This is a genomic window from Psychrobacter sp. NG27, from assembly GCF_016106655.1.
Lineage (GTDB): Bacteria > Pseudomonadota > Gammaproteobacteria > Pseudomonadales > Moraxellaceae > Psychrobacter.
In genome coordinates this window covers 308,310-326,731 of record NZ_JADGIN010000001.1, presented here as the reverse complement: position 1 = coordinate 326,731, position 18,422 = coordinate 308,310, and the positions used below count along the sequence as shown (strand labels likewise).

The window sequence follows — 18,422 nt, the reverse complement described above, 5'->3', positions numbered from 1 at the left end:
TATCTAAAATCCACAAGGCGCATCAATCGTGGCAATCACGCCGCCGCCCAGACACACTTCATCGATATAAAAAACGGCTGACTGACCCGGAGTGACGGCACGTTGTGGCTCATCAAACACCACGCGGACATCGCTTCCGTCAGCACTTGTTGCAAATACACGACACGCTTGGTCTGGCTGACGATAGCGAGACTTTGCCATACAGCGTAAACCCTCATCGCTGAATACATCTGCAGGTGGTAGGCCGTCGACCCAATCCATTTTATAAGCGGTCAGCTCATTACTGAGCATCATTGAATGTTCATGACCTTGACCAACGATCAAACGGTTTTTATCTAGGTCTTTTGCCAATACAAACCAAGGCTCTTCTGGGCGATCTTTGACACCGCCAATACCAATACCGCCGCGCTGCCCCAAGGTGTAATACATCAAGCCATCATGAGTGCCGATAGTATGACCGTCGTCAGTCACGATGTCGCCTTTTTGGGCAGGCAGGTATTGTTGTAAAAAGTCCTTAAAACGGCGCTCACCAATGAAGCAGATACCCGTAGAGTCTTTCTTTTTGGCCGTCGCTAAGTCATGCTCTTCTGCAATCTGGCGCACTACAGGTTTTTCGAGCTCACCGACTGGGAATAATGTCTTGGCAATTTTGTCGCCACCGACCGCATGCAAGAAGTAGCTCTGATCTTTGTTATTATCTAAACCACGTAAGAGCTGAGCGACCTCATCACCATTAGCGTTGGTGTAATTCATACTGCGCCGCGTATAGTGACCAGTAGCGATGTAGTCAGCACCAAGCGTTAACGCATAGTCTAAGAATGCTTTAAATTTAATTTCTTTATTACACAAGATATCAGGGTTTGGGGTGCGTCCTGCTTTGTATTCCGCTAAAAAATGCTCAAAAACACGATCCCAATATTCCATGGAAAAATTGGCCGTGTGCAGCTTCATACCGATTTTGTCACATACGGCTTGCGCGTCTGCCAAATCATCCATCGCCGTACAGTATTCGGTGCCATCATCTTCTTCCCAGTTCTTCATAAACAGGCCTTCGACCCTAAAGCCTGCCTGCTGAAGTAGAACGGCAGACACAGACGAATCCACGCCGCCTGACATCCCAACAATCACATGTTTGGTGCTAGGATTTTCGACATCGGCAAGTGTTAAGGGGCGATGAGTATTGAAAGACTCAGAAATGATTGTGCTTGAGGTATTTTGTATGGCTGACATAAAGCGGCTCAACTATTTATACGTTATCCAAAGCAAACAGTGACGCCAAAAATTATGCGTTTACTACAATACGTAGTCTTAACACCACAACGTCAGCTTGTCTTTTGGATCTGGTATTATGATAAAATAAACAACATATTATACCAGTTAATTGAAACGGGTGGCGACCGATGGCGTCTCGCTAACGGTAAAACCCCTTTGAAAATCCATATAGTGGTTTTGAATTATTTTAATCATGTTTAACTCATCTTGGAACAACAATGATAAAAATTGGTCAAGGTATCGATGTTCACGCTTTTCACAACAATGGTCAGCAGCAGCAATACGTCATACTAGCAGGCGTGCCCATTGAGTATAGCCATAGTTTGCTGGCACACTCTGACGGTGATGTAGTATTACATGCGCTCGCTGATGCGCTGCTTGGTGCCTTAGCACTTGGCGATATTGGTCAGCATTTCCCTGATACTGATGCTGCTCACGCAGGTTTAGATTCGCGAGTCTTGTTACGCTACGTCTATGGCAAAGTACAAGAGGCAGGGTATCGGTTAGGCAATGCGGATATCACCGTCATGTGCGAACGTCCGAAGCTGGCGCCACACAGCCAAGCCATGCGCGATAATATCGCCAGTGATTTGCAAACGGACATTAGCAATATCAGTGTGAAAGCCACCACGACTGAAAAATTGGGATTTACTGGTCGTCAAGAGGGCATCATGGCCAATGCCGTGGTATTATTAGTCCCTAATGCTTTCGAACCTATATAGGTCGAAATTCGTGCTTGCAATACAGTGGCAACCGCCCCATGTATCAGCCACGTATTTACACAATTATTTTTATATAAATAATCATTTTAATGAACCGCTTTATCAATAGGAGCTTTTATGAGTGAGCAAACCCCAAACACTGCTGCAAATGATGTTGAACAATTGATCCGTGATCAAATCCGTGACAATAAAGTTATCCTTTATATGAAAGGCACACCGCAGTTTCCACAGTGTGGCTTTTCTGCTAAATCGATTGAAGTTCTTACTCAGATCGGTCGCCCATTTGCGTTTGTCAATATTTTAGAAAACCCAGAAATCCGTGCAACGTTGCCAAAAATCGCTAACTGGCCAACGTTCCCGCAATTATGGGTTGATGGCGAGTTGATGGGTGGATCAGACATCATCTTGCAAATGTATCAATCAGGCGAGCTAAAGCCATTGGTTGAAGCAAACAGCCCTGCTGCATAACGCTAAAAACACTTATCTAAGCTTTTTTTATTATAGCCATTCCACTATAAAAGTCTTACAGCGTTAACCTCGCTTGAAGTATCACATATACATCTATACTCGGTTGCCTTGTACTACTTTTAAATTGAATCGACTATATCAAGCTGATAAGTTTTAACAATAAAAGCTCGAGTCAGTCCTTAATTGGTCGCTCGGGCTTTTATTGTTTTTGTCAATGTTGACCCCATATATGGCTCAAGACCAAGGTGTGTTAAACATTATAAAAATACAAATGATAAGAGAGCATTATGAGCAATCAACCAATAGAACAACAAACGGCCGAACCCGTATCTGCTGAGCAAGCGGCAATAGAGAAACGCCGCGAGCATTTAAAAAACGAATCGACACGTATCATCGAGATTGCTAATAGTGAGTCCAACTCAGCCCTGAAATGTATTCATCAGCTCAGTGTGGCAGGCGGCGCGACAGAAGCGACGTATATTGCTATCGAGCAACGTATCGTCGCCGATCAAGATACGGCAGGTGCTTATCATTTGGCATTACTGGCGCAAAACACACCAGATCTACCAATTGATGCGCGCCAGCTGATAGAGTTGGTGGCCAATAAAGGCGACAATCAGCAGCGCTTGGCGTTGCTCAAAAATTTACTATTACCGCCTGTTGAGTTAATCAAAGCGCAGATTTTAGCGAGCGATGATGGCGATGCGATTGGTCAGATGAATGCATATCTACAGATCAATCCAGAAGGCTATGGTAGCCATCATATGCTGTCTAGTGGTCAATTCGATCAAATCGTACCGCTGAGTCCTGGCAATAATAACACTGACAACGATTAAAGTATTAGCTAAGACAATGATGGCTTGAATAGCGTAGAGCGCGATATAGCATCAACGATATCGTTGAGGTTCAATTGTATCTATCGCTACAAGGATAAATATCTTATTGCTTAATTTTAATAGTTTTGACGGTAACGTTTTTTAAGCATCAAAAAATTGTTATAATGACAGGTTATCTAACCAACTACGAACGACTTATCTGAGTCGTTAACTTTTTTAAATTCGACTGACGTTTATTTGCCGATTGCCATACTGTTTGATAATAGAATAGGGCCGTCGGCAGCGTTATGAGTCAAGTGAGGCACACATGCAATACCCAAAACATTACGACGTGATAGTGATCGGTGGTGGTCATGCTGGCACAGAAGCTGCTTTGGCGGCTGCACGTATGGGCGCGCAGACCTTGCTGTTGACGCATAATATCGAGACGCTCGGGCAGATGAGCTGTAACCCTGCGATTGGTGGTATCGGTAAATCGCATCTGGTACGTGAGATTGATGCATTAGGCGGTGCGATGGCGCTAGCAACAGACAAAGCCGGTATCCAGTTTCGCGTGCTAAACAGCCGTAAAGGTGCTGCCGTTCGTGCTACTCGTGCGCAAGCGGATCGTATTCTTTATAAGGCTTCTATTCGCCATACCTTAGAGAACCAGCCAAACCTAGACTTATTTCAGCAAGCTGCTGATGATATCTTGGTAGAGAACGGCCGCGCGACAGCGGTGGTTACCTCAACAGGTATTATCTTTAAGACTGAAACAGTGGTACTGACCTCAGGGACTTTCTTGGGCGGTGTGATTCATATCGGTTTAGAGAATTCAAATGGTGGTCGTGCAGGAGATCAGCCGTCTATCAAGCTTGCTGATCGTTTGCGTGAGCTTAAGCTGCCAGTCGGTCGTCTAAAGACAGGTACGCCAGCACGTATCGATGCTCGTAGCGTTGACTTTAGTGTGATGACCGTACAGCCGGGTGATACTCCGCTACCAGTCATGAGCTATATGGGTGATGTGTCCATGCATCCAGAACAGGTCAATTGCTATATCACGCACACCAATGCGCGTACCCATGACATCATCCGTGAGAATTTAGACCGTTCTCCGATGTTCTCTGGGAAAATCGAAGGCGTGGGTCCACGTTATTGCCCATCTATCGAAGACAAGATTCACCGCTTTGCAGATAAAGACAGCCATCAGATATTTATCGAGCCAGAAGGTCTGACCACGCATGAGCTGTACCCGAATGGTATCTCAACCAGTTTGCCGTTTGATGTGCAGTTAGAGTTTATTCATAGTATGAAAGGGTTAGAGAACGCTCATATTACTCGTCCAGGTTATGCCATTGAATATGATTACTTTGATCCACAAAACCTAAAGCCAACGCTAGAAACCAAGTCTATCGATCGCTTGTACTTTGCTGGTCAGATCAATGGTACGACAGGTTATGAAGAAGCGGGCGTACAGGGTTTATTGGCAGGTACAAACGCAGCATTGGTGACCACTAATAACAGTGAGTTTGACGTGTGGACACCGCGCCGCGATGAAGCGTATCTTGGCGTGCTTGTCGATGATTTGATTACGCATGGTACTACTGAACCGTATCGTATGTTTACGAGCCGTGCAGAGTATCGTCTATTGCTACGTGAAGACAATGCGGATCAACGCTTGACTGAAACAGGCCGCAAGCTTGGTCTGGTTGACGATGTGCGCTGGCATGCTTATCAAGAAAAAATGGAAGCCATCGCCACAGAAACCTCACGCCTCAAAGACATGTGGGCAACCCCTGCTAACGTGCTGGGCAAGCAAGTCGCTGAGCAAACAGGTGAGGTGCTCTCTAAAGAATCGACTGTCTTTGATTTGCTAAAACGTCCGCAGATTCACTTTGCTGATATCGCTGCCATCACTGATTCAACAGTGGATACACAAGTGGGGGAGCAGATAGAGATTTCTGTCAAATATGCAGGTTACATCGATCGTCAGCAAGAAGAGATTGATCAGATGAAACGTCTAGAGAACACAGCATTACCGCTAGATTTTGATTATAGTATCGTCTCTGGTCTCTCAAATGAGATAGTACAGAAACTTACACATATTCGTCCTGCCACGCTAGCGCAAGCGGGGCGTGTGAGCGGTGTCACACCTGCTGCGATACAGCTTTTAGCGATGACGATCAAAAAGCACAAAAAAGTGAAAGCTGCTTTGAACTCGTAATAGCAGTACAGTAAAGCCTTTATAACAAAGTACTTATAGTATAAAAAGCCCGTAACGAGATATCATTACGGGCTTTTGTTTGTCAAAAATACAGTCTTCATTGAAAGAAAGGAGCAGGTGACCTTGTCTTATTGTCTACTTTGTCTCTATACTAGGTCAAAAAACCTTACTACTATCTATTAACTTATCTCGTTGATGCTCATCTCATGATGGGCAGGTCATCGAATTGAGCCTATTTATGATTGATGCTATTGTCTTTGCGATTACTATTGTCCTACCCAACCTTGCCTTGATGTGGTTGGGTTTTTTTATGCAACGACGCGGTGAGGCAAGCCAGACATTTATCGATCAGTCATCAAGTTTTGTCTTTAACTATTGCCTGCCATGCTTGCTGTTCTTTAGTGTGGTCGATAGTGACGTCGATTATGCCAAGCAAATCACGCTGATTCTAGTTGGTATCTTGGTGACGTTTATATTGTTTATTGGGGCAGAAATTTATGCCAAACGCTTTGTTAAACGTCCTGAGGATCAAGGGGTGTTTGTACAAGGGGTGTTCCGTAGTAACATGGCCATCATTGGCCTTGCAACCGTGGCTAACGCTTATGGCACGCAAGGTCTAAGTATCGGCGCTGTCTATATGGGTGTGGTGACAATACTGTTTAATATTTTAGCAGTTATCACCTTAAGCCGCGTATCCAAAAGTGCAGATGATACATGGGTCAGTCGTAGCACTATGATTGTCAAAAAGCTATTTACCAATCCACTGATTTTGGCATTGGTTGGCGCATTTGTATATAAAGCACTGCCATTACCGCCACTCACAGGGGTGATTCATACGACTGGTGACTTACTGGCAGCGGTGGCTCTGCCACTAGCACTCATTTGCGCTGGTGCCAGTATCAATTTGAAATCTATGTTGCATCCCTCAGGCTTATCCATGCAAGCCAGCATTGGTCGAATCGTCATTGCACCAATTGTTGCAATCGCCGTTGGCTTGGCATTTGGTCTATCTAGCGTACACATGGGCGTGCTGTTTTTGATGGTGGCATCGCCAACCGCCGCCGCCAGCTACGTGATGGCAAAAGCGATGGGTGGCAATGACATACTTGCTGCCAATATTTTAGCGTTTACCACCGTCGTCGGTATGTTTGGCATGGCAATTGGCGCGGCAACTTTACGCGGATTGGGTATGATGTAAGCTCTGTTTTGGCGCTATAAGATGACACATAAGTGAAATAATAAATTCATAAGTAGGAGCACTAATCTTGCAATTGTTAAATAAAGCAGTCGTGACCGAACACCTTAATATGCAGGCAGCTATTGATGCGATTGAGACGTTATTACATCAGCAAGCAGTACATCCTAATTGGATTAAATCCCCTGAGCGTTTGGTGATAAGCACCTTTGCTGATTCTGATAATCATCGTTCAGGCTCACATCTATCGATGCCAGCCACGATGTATGATGGTGAGAACGAATACACGGTCGTAAAATTAGTGACTATCTGTCCTGATAATCCCAGTCGCGATATGCCAACGACCACAGCTATTGTTACCGTATCAAATAACGATACTGGCGCTATACTCGCAGTTATGGACGGCATCTATATTACGCAGGTACGTACCGCCGCATTGTCAGGTATTGCGACCAAGTATATGGCAAAAGCCGATTGCCAGAGCGTAGCAGTGGTTGGGTGCGGCGGCATGGCGTATGAGCAATTGCATGCAGTGCTAACGGTACGTCCAGAGATTAAGACGGTATATTTATGGAATAGAAATCATGAAGGTGCACAGCAATTTAAAACACGTTTTGCCCGTGATTATGCCCAATGGAATGTAGACATTCAAGTCTGTGAAGCGTTAGACGATGCCATTCGTGATGCCGATATTATTAACGTAGCAACCCGAGCCACTGAAGGTTTATTCAGTATTGATCAAATCAAATCTGAAGTACATATTAATGCAGTCGGGGCCTATCAGCCTTCAATGAAAGAGATAAGCAATGATGTTATTGCCAATAGTAAGATGGTCATCGTGGATGATTTGGCTGGCAGCCATCACGAAGCGGGTGACTTAATTCAGGCGCATGATAGCGATGATTGTACGTGGGTATGGGATGACCTGAGCGGGGATTTGCAAGCGCTGGTTACCGCCACATTAAAACAAGAAAGTGTTAAAAGTAATAAAGGTATTACACTATTTAAATCGGTCGGTGCAGCCAGTTTTGATGCGGCAGTTGCCTTATACGTGGCAAAACAAGCCGAACAACAGAGTCTTGGTTCTTCAATAGATTGGTAGAACTGCTTATCATTGAAAATAGTAAATTATTCTGTGATGATTAGTGAAATTAAATAAGCCCCCTTTTCAAATAAGAGAAGGGGGCTTTTGATGTTGATTTAGCGTTCGCTATTACGCTTGTCTTCGCGGCGCTGTTTCTGCTTTGGGCTAGTACGATAGGTCAGATAACCACCGACAGCCATCACCGCAAGAAAGGCCATAATATATATAAATATTGATGAGCCAATGAGTAATGAGGCACCGATAATGGGAGTTGCTTCCATGTCAAAAATCCAGTTAAGGTTCAACAATAATTATGCAAGTGTCTCATTTCATTGTAAAGTAAATAAGTTTAGCGCCGGTGTAAGTTCAAGTGAACGGATACGGGCGGCTTGGTCATAGATATTAGCCGTCACAATCAGCTCATCTGGCTGATAGGTTGCCAAAAATGCTTCGAGTCTTGGTTTGACGGTTTCGACAGAGCCAATAAATGATACTGACAGAGCATTATCTACCATCATTTTTTCTGCTTGACTCCAGGTACTGTCCATATCGTGAGTAGGCTTGGGCATTTGACCTGTCTCACCACGGCGCAAACGTACAAAGCTCTGCTGTGCTGAGGTAAAGTGATACTTAGCCGTCGCATCATCATCAGCCAGTAACAAGTTTGCAGCCAGCATCACATACGGCTTATCTAGGTAGATAGACGGTTTGAACTGTTCACGGTAAGCCTCAATTGCTTGCCCTAGCATTTGCGGTGCAAAGTGAGAGGCAAATACATAGGGTAGTCCTAAATGTGCAGCTAAGGTCGCGCCAAACAAAGAAGAGCCTAATATCCAAATAGGTATGCCTGATTTTGCACCAGGAAATGCCTGTACAGGGCTGCCATCTGTATCATTACCTAAAAAATACATGAGCTCTTGTACATCTTGCGGGAAGCGCTCGGCATCTTTCATTTGTCGACGTAATGCCTGAAACGTTGCACCATCAGTACCAGGTGCACGGCCCAAACCTAAGTCTACACGGTCGCCATAAAGCGCCTGCAAGGTGCCAAACTGCTCGGCAATGACTAGAGGTGCATGGTTCGGTAGCATCACACCACCAGCACCAATACGGATACGCTTGGTTTGACTGCCGATATGCGATAGTAGTACTGACGTGGCTGCACTGGCGATACCCGGCATATTGTGATGTTCTGCCATCCAATAACGGTTTAATCCTGATTTTTCTGCTTGCTGCGCGGTTTCAACCGTTTGGGCGATGCCTTCAGCGATGGTTTTGCCTTGAGGGACGGGTGCAAGATCTAGGAAAGACAAAGGGATTTTATTACTCATAAATGTTCCAGTAGTGTATTAATTATTTTCTACTGATATGCTTATGGTCGGTGACAGTTTCAAGTACCTCTAGACACTGTTAATCAATCATAACAAAGTAGACTAACTCTGTATTTAATCTCACTTAACAATTATTAATATGTATTTGTAAAAGTTGTCGTTTGTCAAAATAAGCTATAAATAAACCACAAGTAAGGTCATAAGAGGCCTTAACGGCATTATGTTTTGGCATTAAAAAAAGCAGGCAACCTAAGTTACCTGCTTTCTTGATTGGCTAGTGATAAAGCAACAATGAATCAAATCATTAGCGCTTTATCAACATGACGTTATTTATCTTAATGTCTATCTAATGTAGTGCTATTTAGATTGTTCACCAAGTTTATAAGCCAAGACGTAATCACCAATGGTTGTACCAACTGAACCATGTCCACCAGCAACCAATAGCACCATTTGCTCACCTTTAGAATTTAAGTAAGTCATTGGTGTGGCTTGACCGCCTGCTGGAATACGAACATTCCATAGTACATCGCCATTTTTCAGATCATAAGCTCGGAAGTTGTTTTCCGTCGCCGCTGATAAGAACGCTACGCCGCCCTTAGTGATGATAGGACCACCGATACCAGGGACACCCAATTCCAGTTTGATAGGAATAGGAGACAAGTCTTGTACGGTACCGTTTTTACGCTGATAGGCGATATCACCTGTGGCCAGATCTGCACCTGCTATCGTGCCCCATGGTGGCTGCTGACAAGGAACACCTAGCGGCGATAAGAAAGGCCCAAGCTCGACTGCATAATCGGCGCCTTCGTTCCCATTGACTCCTTGCTCACCTTTGTTGGTCTCTGCATCGCCCAATGTGTCTCTAGGAATGAGTTTTGAGGTAAATGCCAAATATGTCGGCATACCAAACATTACGCCATTCTCAGGATCGACCGCGATGCCGCCCCAGTTAAAGGTACCGAAGTTACCAGGGTAGACCAAGCTGCCATTGGTTGATGGCGGCGTATAGCGACCATCATAATTGAGCTGGTTGAACTCAATACGGCACATCATTTGATCAATGAGACTGGCACCCCACATGTCTTTTTCAGTCAATGGTTCAGGCTCAAAGCTCAATCCAGAGTAAGGCTGAGTCGGTGCTGCATGCTCTCCTGCTACTAGATACCCTTGCGGCGCATCACGTTCTTTAATCGGTACAATCGGCTCGCCTGTTGCGCGGTTCAAGACGTATACGTCACCTTGTTTGGTCGGTACGACCAACGCAGGCTGAACACCATCAGCGGTATCTAAGTCAAGCAGTGTTGGCTGAGCAGGGGTATCCATATCCCAAAGGTCATGATGGACAAACTGCTGAACCCAGCGTGCTTCACCTGTTTTGAGATCTAACGCGACCACAGACGTTGCATATTTTTCTTCAGCGGCATTTCGATAACTGCCGAGCTGATCAGGCGTACGATTGCCCATTGGGAAATAGGCCAATCCAAGCTCTTCATCAGCAGTGGCGATTGACCATGAGTTTGGCGAGCTGGTCTTATATGTTTGGGTTGGGTCATTGACATCGAAAGGTGCTGTGTTTTCAGGATCGCCTGAGTCCCAGTTCCAAAGCAGCTCACCGGTATTGACATTATAAGCACGGATCACACCAGAAGGTGAGTTGACATCATAGTTATCGTTGACAGCACCAGCTACGATGATGGTATCACCGGCGATTACTGGTGGTGACGTCGAATAATAATATCCTGCTTGATTAAATGGCATGTTATGCATCAAATCTAGTGCACCATTATCACCAAAATCTTGGCAGCGTTGCCCAGTGTTTGGATCAAGTGCATATAATTTAGCGTCAGAGGTTGGAATAAATATCTTGGCATCGCACTGTTTAGACGCGTTTTCAAAAGTATTACCAGTGATTTTTTGCACCATCACATTGCTGGTGGCCGCAGCTTCATTAGCAATGGCGCTGTTATCGCTTGTCTCGTCATTAGCAATGGCAGGCGTCGTATTAGAGCCCGATTGACCAGCATAATAAGACACACCACGGCAAGTTTGATGCTGGCGTTGTAGGTTTTTCTCTACTTTTGGATCGAATGTCCATAGTGACTCACCAGAGTCAGCATCTAGTGCCATTACCCAGTTGTGAGGCGTACATAGGTACAGCGCATTGCCAATTTTTAATGGCGTTGCTTGATAAGTGGTTTCACCAACATCGTCAGGACCTTTGACGTCACCTGTTTGGATTTGCCAAGCCAATTCTAAATCTTTGACATTATCAGTGTTGATTTGAGTCAGAGGCGAGTAGCGTTGTCCATAGTCAGTACGACCATACGCGCTCCATTCACCATCTGGCGTTTGCTGGCCGTTTGCTAGGGGATCACCAAGGTTTGCAGCAGTATCGGTTGATGTTGCGTTTTGCTCGCCATCATCTGTGGCGCTTAAATCAAGTTCGCCTAATTTATCAGTGGCGTTGTTTGCTAAGCTACCAAAAGAGAGCAGCGCGCCTACGCCGACACTGGCAAGTAGTCCCCAATAGTATAGAGGGCTTTTCTTAGTCGTGTCTGTGGTCGTTGGCGTGCTAGCAGCGCTCGTCGATACTGGCGTCTTTTGCCCATGCATCTTATTAGATACCCACGGCAATAGCATGAGCAAACCAAATATGAGCGGGAAGCCGACACGAGGCGCTAGCGCCCACCAATAAAATCCAGACTCCCAAAGTGCCCAGACAATGGTCGCGACTATAAAGAGAGCGTATAGCCCGTAAGCACTCCAATGTTTTTTGAACAATAAAAATGCTGTCGTTAGCATGATAACGCCAGCAAAAAGATAGTAAGGACTACCGCCTAAAGAGAGCAGATAAGCGCCGCCGATAAGTAGAGGGGCGGCGAAAATTGCCATAATGATCGCTACGAGTTTTTCCATGAGCGGTATCACCTGTTACATAGAAGCAAATGGACATGCAGTGGTCGACACCCAGTAGTCATCAAATGTTTAAGTCATTGAATGTCTAGGCGTCCAGCAATACATGCATAAAGAAAAAATAAATCAAACGCTAGATGACGTTCTAGACTCTATTTTATCATTTATGCATAAGTTCGGTAAAGGTGGGGTAAGCTAGGAGTAACGGTTTGGTAGGGTGGTTTTAGTTGTTAAATTGTTTCTGACATAGCTCCATAAAGGCGCGACCATACTGACGGATTTCTGCATCATCACGTACTGCCATCCAACTGGTAAAACGTCCGAAGTGATCCACTGGGATAGCAGTTAAGTTTTGATAATGGCTTGGCTCAAAGGCCATTTCTGCGATAATCCCAATGCCTAAGCCAAGACCTACATAAGTACTAATCACGTCAGCATCGAGCGCTGCTAGTACGATATCCGGCTCTAAACCTGCCTCTTCAAAGGTCTTATCGATTGCGCCGCGTCCAGTAAAGCCGCCGTGATAGGTCACAATCGGATAGCTGGCAAGGGTAGGCAGATCAATAGACTCTAGGCTAGCAAGCTCATGATCGCTAGGTACGATGACGCGATGCGTCCAGTCATAGTAACGGTAGCATCTAAGATAATTATTATGTAATAAGGACTCAGTAGCAATACCGATATCGGCCTGCCCACGAATAACCATCTGTGCGATGGTCTCAGGATCTGCCTGCTGCAAGATTAGATTTACTTTAGGGAAGCGATCCTTGAACTCTTTTACCACTTGCGGCAATACATAGCGAGCCTGCGTGTGAGTGGTGGCAATGGTCAATGTGCCGATATTTGGGTTATTAAAATCAAGACTAAGATTTTCAATGGTACGAATTTCAGCGAAGATAGACTCAATATGCGGCATGAGCGCTGTGCCCATAGTCGTAAGACCTGTCAGGCGTTTGCCTTGACGCACAAAAACCTCAGTCTTTAGCTGATTTTCAAGCGCTGCAATATGCTTCGACAGACTGGATTGGCTGGTATGTAGCACGGTCGCTGCTTGACTTAAATTATAGCCATTAATCACTGTATGCCATACTGTTTCCAGCTGCTTGAGCTGAATCTGTAAATGTCGCTGATTGACCACTACATCAATTGCCATAACTTAGTCCTGTTATATAAATATACAAACCCTGTCCGTATACATAAAATAAAAATGTATCAATATATAGTAAGAGAACAGTGTAAAACAAAGTGGTTATTCTTGTATATAATAAATAGTTATCTATTTATGTTTTTTTGGAATATAAATATAAACAAGGTGTATTGGAGATTTTTTAGAGTCTCTAAAAGTATTTATACCGTCTTTTGTCAGCGAGTTGTTGACCCTTGAAATGAGGGCATACCCTAAGACAATATGCTACAAACATAAAAAAACAGCCACCTTTAGATGACTGTCTTAGTTTACAACTTAAATAATGATGTTACCTTCAGTTAGTCTTAGCTAAAACGATCTGCAGTCATAACCTTGCTCCAAGCACGAACGAAGTCACGAACGAATTTCTCTAGATTATCATCCTGTGCATATAACTCAGCATATGCGCGCAAGATAGAGTTTGAGCCAAATACTAAATCGACACGGCTGGCTTGCCATTTGACGTTTCCTGTACCGCGTTCGCGCAGCTCATATAGTGCAGGGGCATCATTATTATCTGTCTTAACAGGATTCCAAGTGTAGCTCATGTCAGTCAAGTTCACAAAGAAGTCATTGCTAAGTGTACCAGCACGCTCAGTGAAGACACCTTGTTGGCTTTGAGCATAGTTGGTATCAAGTACACGCATGCCACCGATCAATACCACCATTTCAGGAGCCGTCAAACCCATTAGCTGCGTACGGTCTAATAGCATCTCTTCAGGAGAGACCACATAGCTGCCTTTGATCCAGTTGCGATAGCCGTCATGTAACGGTTCAAGATCAGAGAAGCTTTCGGCTTCAGTCATCTCATCGCTAGCATCACCGCGACCAGCATCGAATGGCACTTCAATCTCAACACCTGCGTTAGCTGCGGCTTTTTCAATGGCAGTATTACCAGCCAATACGATTAGATCCGCTATGCTTACTTCTTTATCAAAGTTCGTTTGGATAGTCGTAAGCGCTGCAAGTACGCGATTTAATTGCTCAGGCTCATTACCTGCCCAGTCTTTTTGCGGTGCTAAACGGATACGAGCACCATTGGCACCGCCGCGATAGTCTGAAGCACGGAAGGTGCGAGCGCTGTCCCATGCGGTAATAATAAGCTCGCGATGATCAATACCACTGTCCAATATCTGTGCTTTTAGGCGATCGATATCATCAGCACTTAGATCAGCGTTACCTTCTGGAATTGGATCCTGCCAAGTGAAATCTTCGCTTGGTACATCAGCCCCTAAGTAGCGAGATTTTGGTCCCAAATCACGATGGGTTAGCTTAAACCAAGCTCTTGCAAACACTTCGTCGAAGTATTCTGGGTTGTTGTGGAAGTTCTCTGAAATTTCACGATAGATAGGGTCTTTAATCATCGCCATATCAGCATCAGTCATGATTGGATTACGGCGTACACTTGGGTCATGCGCATCTAAAGGACGGTCTTCTTCTTTGATGTCCACAGGCTCCCATTGCCACGCACCTGCTGGGCTTTTCGTTAATGCCCACTCATGATTGAGCAGTAGGTCAAAGTACTCATAGTTCCATTCGGTTGGATTGGTGGTCCATGCGCCCTCGATACCACTTGAGACGGTATCACCTGCATTGCCTGTACCTTTAGGGTTGCGCCAGCCTAGGCCTTGCTCTTTGATGTCAGCACCTTCTGGCTCATCTTCTAGTATCGTTGCATCCCCATTACCGTGGCATTTACCAACGGTGTGACCACCAGCTGTCAAAGCAACCGTCTCTTCATCATTCATCGACATACGACCAAACGTAGTACGGATGTCTTGTGCCGTTTTGATTGGGTCAGGATTACCATCGACGCCTTCTGGATTGACATAGATCAAGCCCATTTGCACAGCGGCTAACGGGTTTTCGAGTGACGCACGATCTTCGTCGCTATCGTAGCGGTTCTTGGTTTCAGCTAGCCATTCACGCTCAGAACCCCAGTAGATATCTTTTTCTGGATGCCAGATATCAGCGCGTCCACCAGCGAAACCTAAGGTCTTAAAGCCCATAGACTCATAAGCCATGTTACCCGCTAATATTATAAGGTCAGCCCAAGACAGTTTGTTGCCGTATTTTTTCTTGACTGGCCACAACAGACGACGTGCTTTGTCCAAGTTAACGTTGTCCGGCCAGCTGTTTAGAGGGGCAAAGCGTTGATTACCAGTGTTAGAACCACCACGGCCATCAGCACGGCGATACGTACCAGCCGAATGCCAAGCCATACGAATCATCAATCCACCATAGTGTCCCCAATCTGCTGGCCACCACTCTTGTGATTCTGTCATTAGGTTTTTCAGATCAGTTTTGACTGCTTCTAAGTCTAGTTGTTTAAATGCTTCAGCGTAATCAAAATCTTCATCCATTGGGTCAGTCTTTTTATCTTGCTGATGCAATATGTCTAAGTTTAGAGCATTTGGCCACCAATCTGTCGCAGCAGAAGCACTTGTGGTATGCGCTTGGTGCATGACAGGACAGCCGCCCATGCTAGGACGCTGCGGTGCATGCGTATGATCGACGTTCTCACTATGAATCGTTGGGCCTTTATCGTCACCTTGGTTATAAGTTGTATTAGTGGGTGCAGTGTTATCTCCGTGGTTCACGGGACAACCGGTAGTAGTATGCGCTGTGTTTTTGTCAGCTGGGGTGTTGGTAGAGTCAGACATAATAGAGCTCCTAGGCTGTGATAATAAAAAGAAAAAATAGTTAATCGAGATAATCATTGTTTATACATAGAGCATAGCGAAGGTCTATGTATTTATAAAACTAATATATAAGAATTATAAGTTTTAAATTACCAATCATAAAAAGCTTGATGTTTTGTTTATCTAAACCTTTATTAATGCCTGAGTTCATCATCGCCAGTTAAGGTTAAATCAATAGAGTACGCTCAACTAATTAAGCTTGCGTCAATTTTATTGCTACCTTTATATTACCTATAAATACTGTGATTGTCAGACATCTTTCAAGAGAGCGTTTAGTAAGAAATAAGAGAGCTAAGGTAACCTTGTTGGGACAATGCAATTGTTTGCGTGACTATCAAGAAATATAAGCCATCGCATGACGCATGCTATCAATAAGTTAATGCAAAAATATCTAGTCAAGGTAGAGGTTCTCAAGTACCATAACTGGTTTTGTCGTGGTTCTTATATTTGTGCAACGTTGAGCAATTTTTATCGATCCCTTTATCGATAACCGATTCTAAAGATTGATAAAAATTGTGCGCAGTTGTGTTCTTTGTCTTAAGTATTGGTGAGTTATTATGTCTGCCGTCAAATCTGTGCCACCCCATCAAACCATTGTCAAAAAATCATGGGGTGAAGCTGCAAAAGCCTACCTAGATCCTCGCGTTATCATTATGTTGTTTTTGGGTTTTTCGGCAGGTATTCCCATCTTACTTATCTTCTCAAGTCTGTCATTATGGCTTCGAGAAGCAGGCATCGACCGAAATGTTGTGACCATGTTTAGTTGGGCAGCATTAGGGTATTCGTTTAAATTTATTTGGGCGCCATTGATTGACGCGCTCCCTGTGCCGTTTTTGACCAAATGGCTTGGGCGTCGCCGCAGTTGGATGGTCGTGTCGCAGCTACTCATTGTACTGGCGATCATTTTGATGGCAAAAGTGAACCCTGTCAGTGAGGATGTACTGGTCTATATGGCAGGCGCTGCCGTGCTGCTTGGCTTCTCTTCTGCCACACAAGATATCGTGATTGACGCTTATCGTATTGAGCTGGCACCGCCCTCTATGCAGTCGATTTTGTCTTCTATCTATGTGTCAGGCTACCGTATCGGCATGATTGTGGCTGGGGCGGGCGCATTGTATTTGGCAGATTATTTCGGCTCAAATGAGACTTTTTATAGTTATGAGGCATGGCGTAATACTTACTACATCATGGCAGGAGTCATGACATTAGGGGTGCTAACGACGTTTGCCAGCTATGAGCCAACCGCTGAGACAGTACAAACCCAAAAGCAAAAAAGTAATTTAAAAATATTCCTTGTGTACTCTGGTTTACTGCTCGTACCTGGTGTGCTGTTTGGTGTTATCTACCTGATCAATATTTTGATCAATACTGTGTTTGATAGCACAGTGGCGTTGATACCACTAATGCTGATGCCAGCTATTAAGTTTTATTTTTTGGCATTGGTCGCGTGCGCACCGTTGCTCCTGTTCTACTTCATTATCAATCAGCCCAAAATTATTAATAAAGCCCCATTGGTCGCTGAGACTCGTGAAGACTACGTCAGATTAGTAGCGTTGTTTGTATTTTCAGTGATTGCATTTATTGCCGCTTATATTGTGATGGGACAAGTCCTTCCAGAGTTTGAAGGGGCGTTTGTTAGCTTCTTTGTAGAAACCTTGCATCTGCTAGTGAGCTTAGGTGCGGCAATGGCGGCAGGCTATGTGTTGGTCCAAGTAGGTCTGGTCAAAAAAGAAGTAGCCATGGCAACTTGGATTGAGCCAATTTTAGATTTCTTTCGACGCTATGGCAAAAAAGCGCTATTACTATTGTTGTTGATTGGTCTATACCGTATCTCAGATATCGTGGCAGGAGTTATCTCAAACGTCTTTTATCAGGATATGGGCTTTAGCAAAACGGATATCGCCAATGCCGTGAAACTGGTCGGTGTGATCATGGCGATTGCAGGTGGTTTCTTAGGTGGGCTATTGGCTCAGCGTTTCCGTATTATGCAAGCCATGATGATTGGCGCTATTTTAGCCTGTGCGACCAACTTACTGTTTGTATTATTGACATACAATCCAGGCAGTTTGCCATTCATGTATTTGGCGGTTATTTTTGATAACTTGGCAGCAGGCCTTGCGAGCGCCGTATTTATTGCCTTTTTATCGGCATTGACATCCATTCGTTTTACCGCGGTACAGTACGCTATTTTTTCCTCACTGATGACCCTGATACCCAAAGTGATGGGTGGTTATTCTGGTGCCATCGTTGATAATATGGGTTACCCATTTTTCTTTATCTTTACCTTTGCTATTGGTATTCCAATTTTGGCACTGATTTACTTTGTCGATAAACACATCGTCATTGGTGACAACGATGATATTTATGGCGATGGCGATGGCGATGGCGATGGCAATAATGATGACAGTAATGATGGAAACGGCGGTAATGGCATAGGTGACAAGCTAAGCAAAACCAATCCTAACCTGACCGACACCAAAGAACCACCGCGCGCATCAGAGTAGGCCAAG

Annotated in this window: 13 protein-coding genes; 7 read left to right on the top strand and 6 right to left on the bottom strand. The window is 44.6% G+C overall.

The features are described 5' to 3' along the window. Positions 1-3: 3 nt before the first annotated feature. Positions 4-1,230 carry a tRNA 2-thiouridine(34) synthase MnmA gene (gene mnmA / locus IP485_RS01300; protein WP_198325665.1) on the bottom strand — a complete coding sequence of 409 codons (1,227 nt, stop codon included), beginning with the start codon at positions 1,228-1,230 and terminating at the stop codon, positions 4-6. Between the two features lie 260 nt (positions 1,231-1,490). Here mnmA and ispF point away from each other — a divergent pair, with 260 nt between their 5' ends. From ispF to IP485_RS01270, 6 genes are all read left to right on the top strand, one after another. After that, complete coding sequence (gene ispF / locus IP485_RS01295; protein WP_198325664.1) at positions 1,491-1,994, top strand: 2-C-methyl-D-erythritol 2,4-cyclodiphosphate synthase; 504 nt, start codon at positions 1,491-1,493, stop codon at positions 1,992-1,994. Between the two features lie 117 nt (positions 1,995-2,111). Further along, positions 2,112-2,462 carry a Grx4 family monothiol glutaredoxin gene (gene grxD / locus IP485_RS01290; RefSeq protein ID WP_194363139.1) on the top strand — a complete coding sequence of 117 codons (351 nt, stop codon included), beginning with the start codon at positions 2,112-2,114 and terminating at the stop codon, positions 2,460-2,462. A 287-nt stretch (positions 2,463-2,749) separates the two neighbouring features. Then, positions 2,750-3,298: a hypothetical protein gene (locus IP485_RS01285; protein ID WP_198325663.1), complete on the top strand. Its 549-nt coding sequence runs from the start codon at positions 2,750-2,752 to the stop codon at positions 3,296-3,298. A 307-nt stretch (positions 3,299-3,605) separates the two neighbouring features. Beyond that, entirely contained in the window at positions 3,606-5,501 is a 1,896-nt protein-coding gene (mnmG, locus tag IP485_RS01280; protein WP_198325662.1) for a tRNA uridine-5-carboxymethylaminomethyl(34) synthesis enzyme MnmG, read from the top strand. A 238-nt stretch (positions 5,502-5,739) separates the two neighbouring features. Further along, the gene (locus IP485_RS01275; RefSeq protein ID WP_198325661.1) at positions 5,740-6,699 is read left to right on the top strand and encodes an AEC family transporter; all 960 of its coding nucleotides are present in this window, start codon (positions 5,740-5,742) and stop codon (positions 6,697-6,699) included. A gap of 67 nt (positions 6,700-6,766) precedes the next feature. Then, positions 6,767-7,798, top strand: coding sequence for an ornithine cyclodeaminase family protein (locus IP485_RS01270; protein WP_198325660.1), 1,032 nt, complete (start codon positions 6,767-6,769; stop codon positions 7,796-7,798). A gap of 98 nt (positions 7,799-7,896) precedes the next feature. On the opposite strand, the gene IP485_RS01265 is transcribed toward IP485_RS01270, so the two are convergent. The 5 genes from IP485_RS01265 to katG all read right to left on the bottom strand — a co-directional run bounded on the left by IP485_RS01265 (position 7,897) and on the right by katG (position 15,693). Then, positions 7,897-8,061 carry a hypothetical protein gene (locus IP485_RS01265; protein WP_197175774.1) on the bottom strand — a complete coding sequence of 55 codons (165 nt, stop codon included), beginning with the start codon at positions 8,059-8,061 and terminating at the stop codon, positions 7,897-7,899. 48 nt (positions 8,062-8,109) lie between these two features. After that, the gene (locus tag IP485_RS01260; protein WP_198325659.1) at positions 8,110-9,111 is read right to left on the bottom strand and encodes an LLM class flavin-dependent oxidoreductase; all 1,002 of its coding nucleotides are present in this window, start codon (positions 9,109-9,111) and stop codon (positions 8,110-8,112) included. A 357-nt stretch (positions 9,112-9,468) separates the two neighbouring features. Beyond that, entirely contained in the window at positions 9,469-12,027 is a 2,559-nt protein-coding gene (locus IP485_RS01255; protein ID WP_198325658.1) for a membrane-bound PQQ-dependent dehydrogenase, glucose/quinate/shikimate family, read from the bottom strand. A gap of 220 nt (positions 12,028-12,247) precedes the next feature. Further along, entirely contained in the window at positions 12,248-13,177 is a 930-nt protein-coding gene (locus tag IP485_RS01250; RefSeq protein WP_198325657.1) for a LysR substrate-binding domain-containing protein, read from the bottom strand. 338 nt (positions 13,178-13,515) lie between these two features. After that, on the bottom strand, positions 13,516-15,693 hold the full coding sequence (gene katG, locus IP485_RS01245; RefSeq protein WP_198325993.1) for a catalase/peroxidase HPI: 2,178 nt from the start codon (positions 15,691-15,693) through the stop codon (positions 13,516-13,518). Between the two features lie 776 nt (positions 15,694-16,469). On the opposite strand from katG, the gene IP485_RS01240 reads away from it, so the two are divergent. Beyond that, positions 16,470-18,416 (top strand): AmpG family muropeptide MFS transporter, encoded by a 1,947-nt coding sequence (locus IP485_RS01240; RefSeq protein WP_198325656.1) that lies wholly within the window; start codon positions 16,470-16,472, stop codon positions 18,414-18,416. Positions 18,417-18,422: the final 6 nt, after the last annotated feature.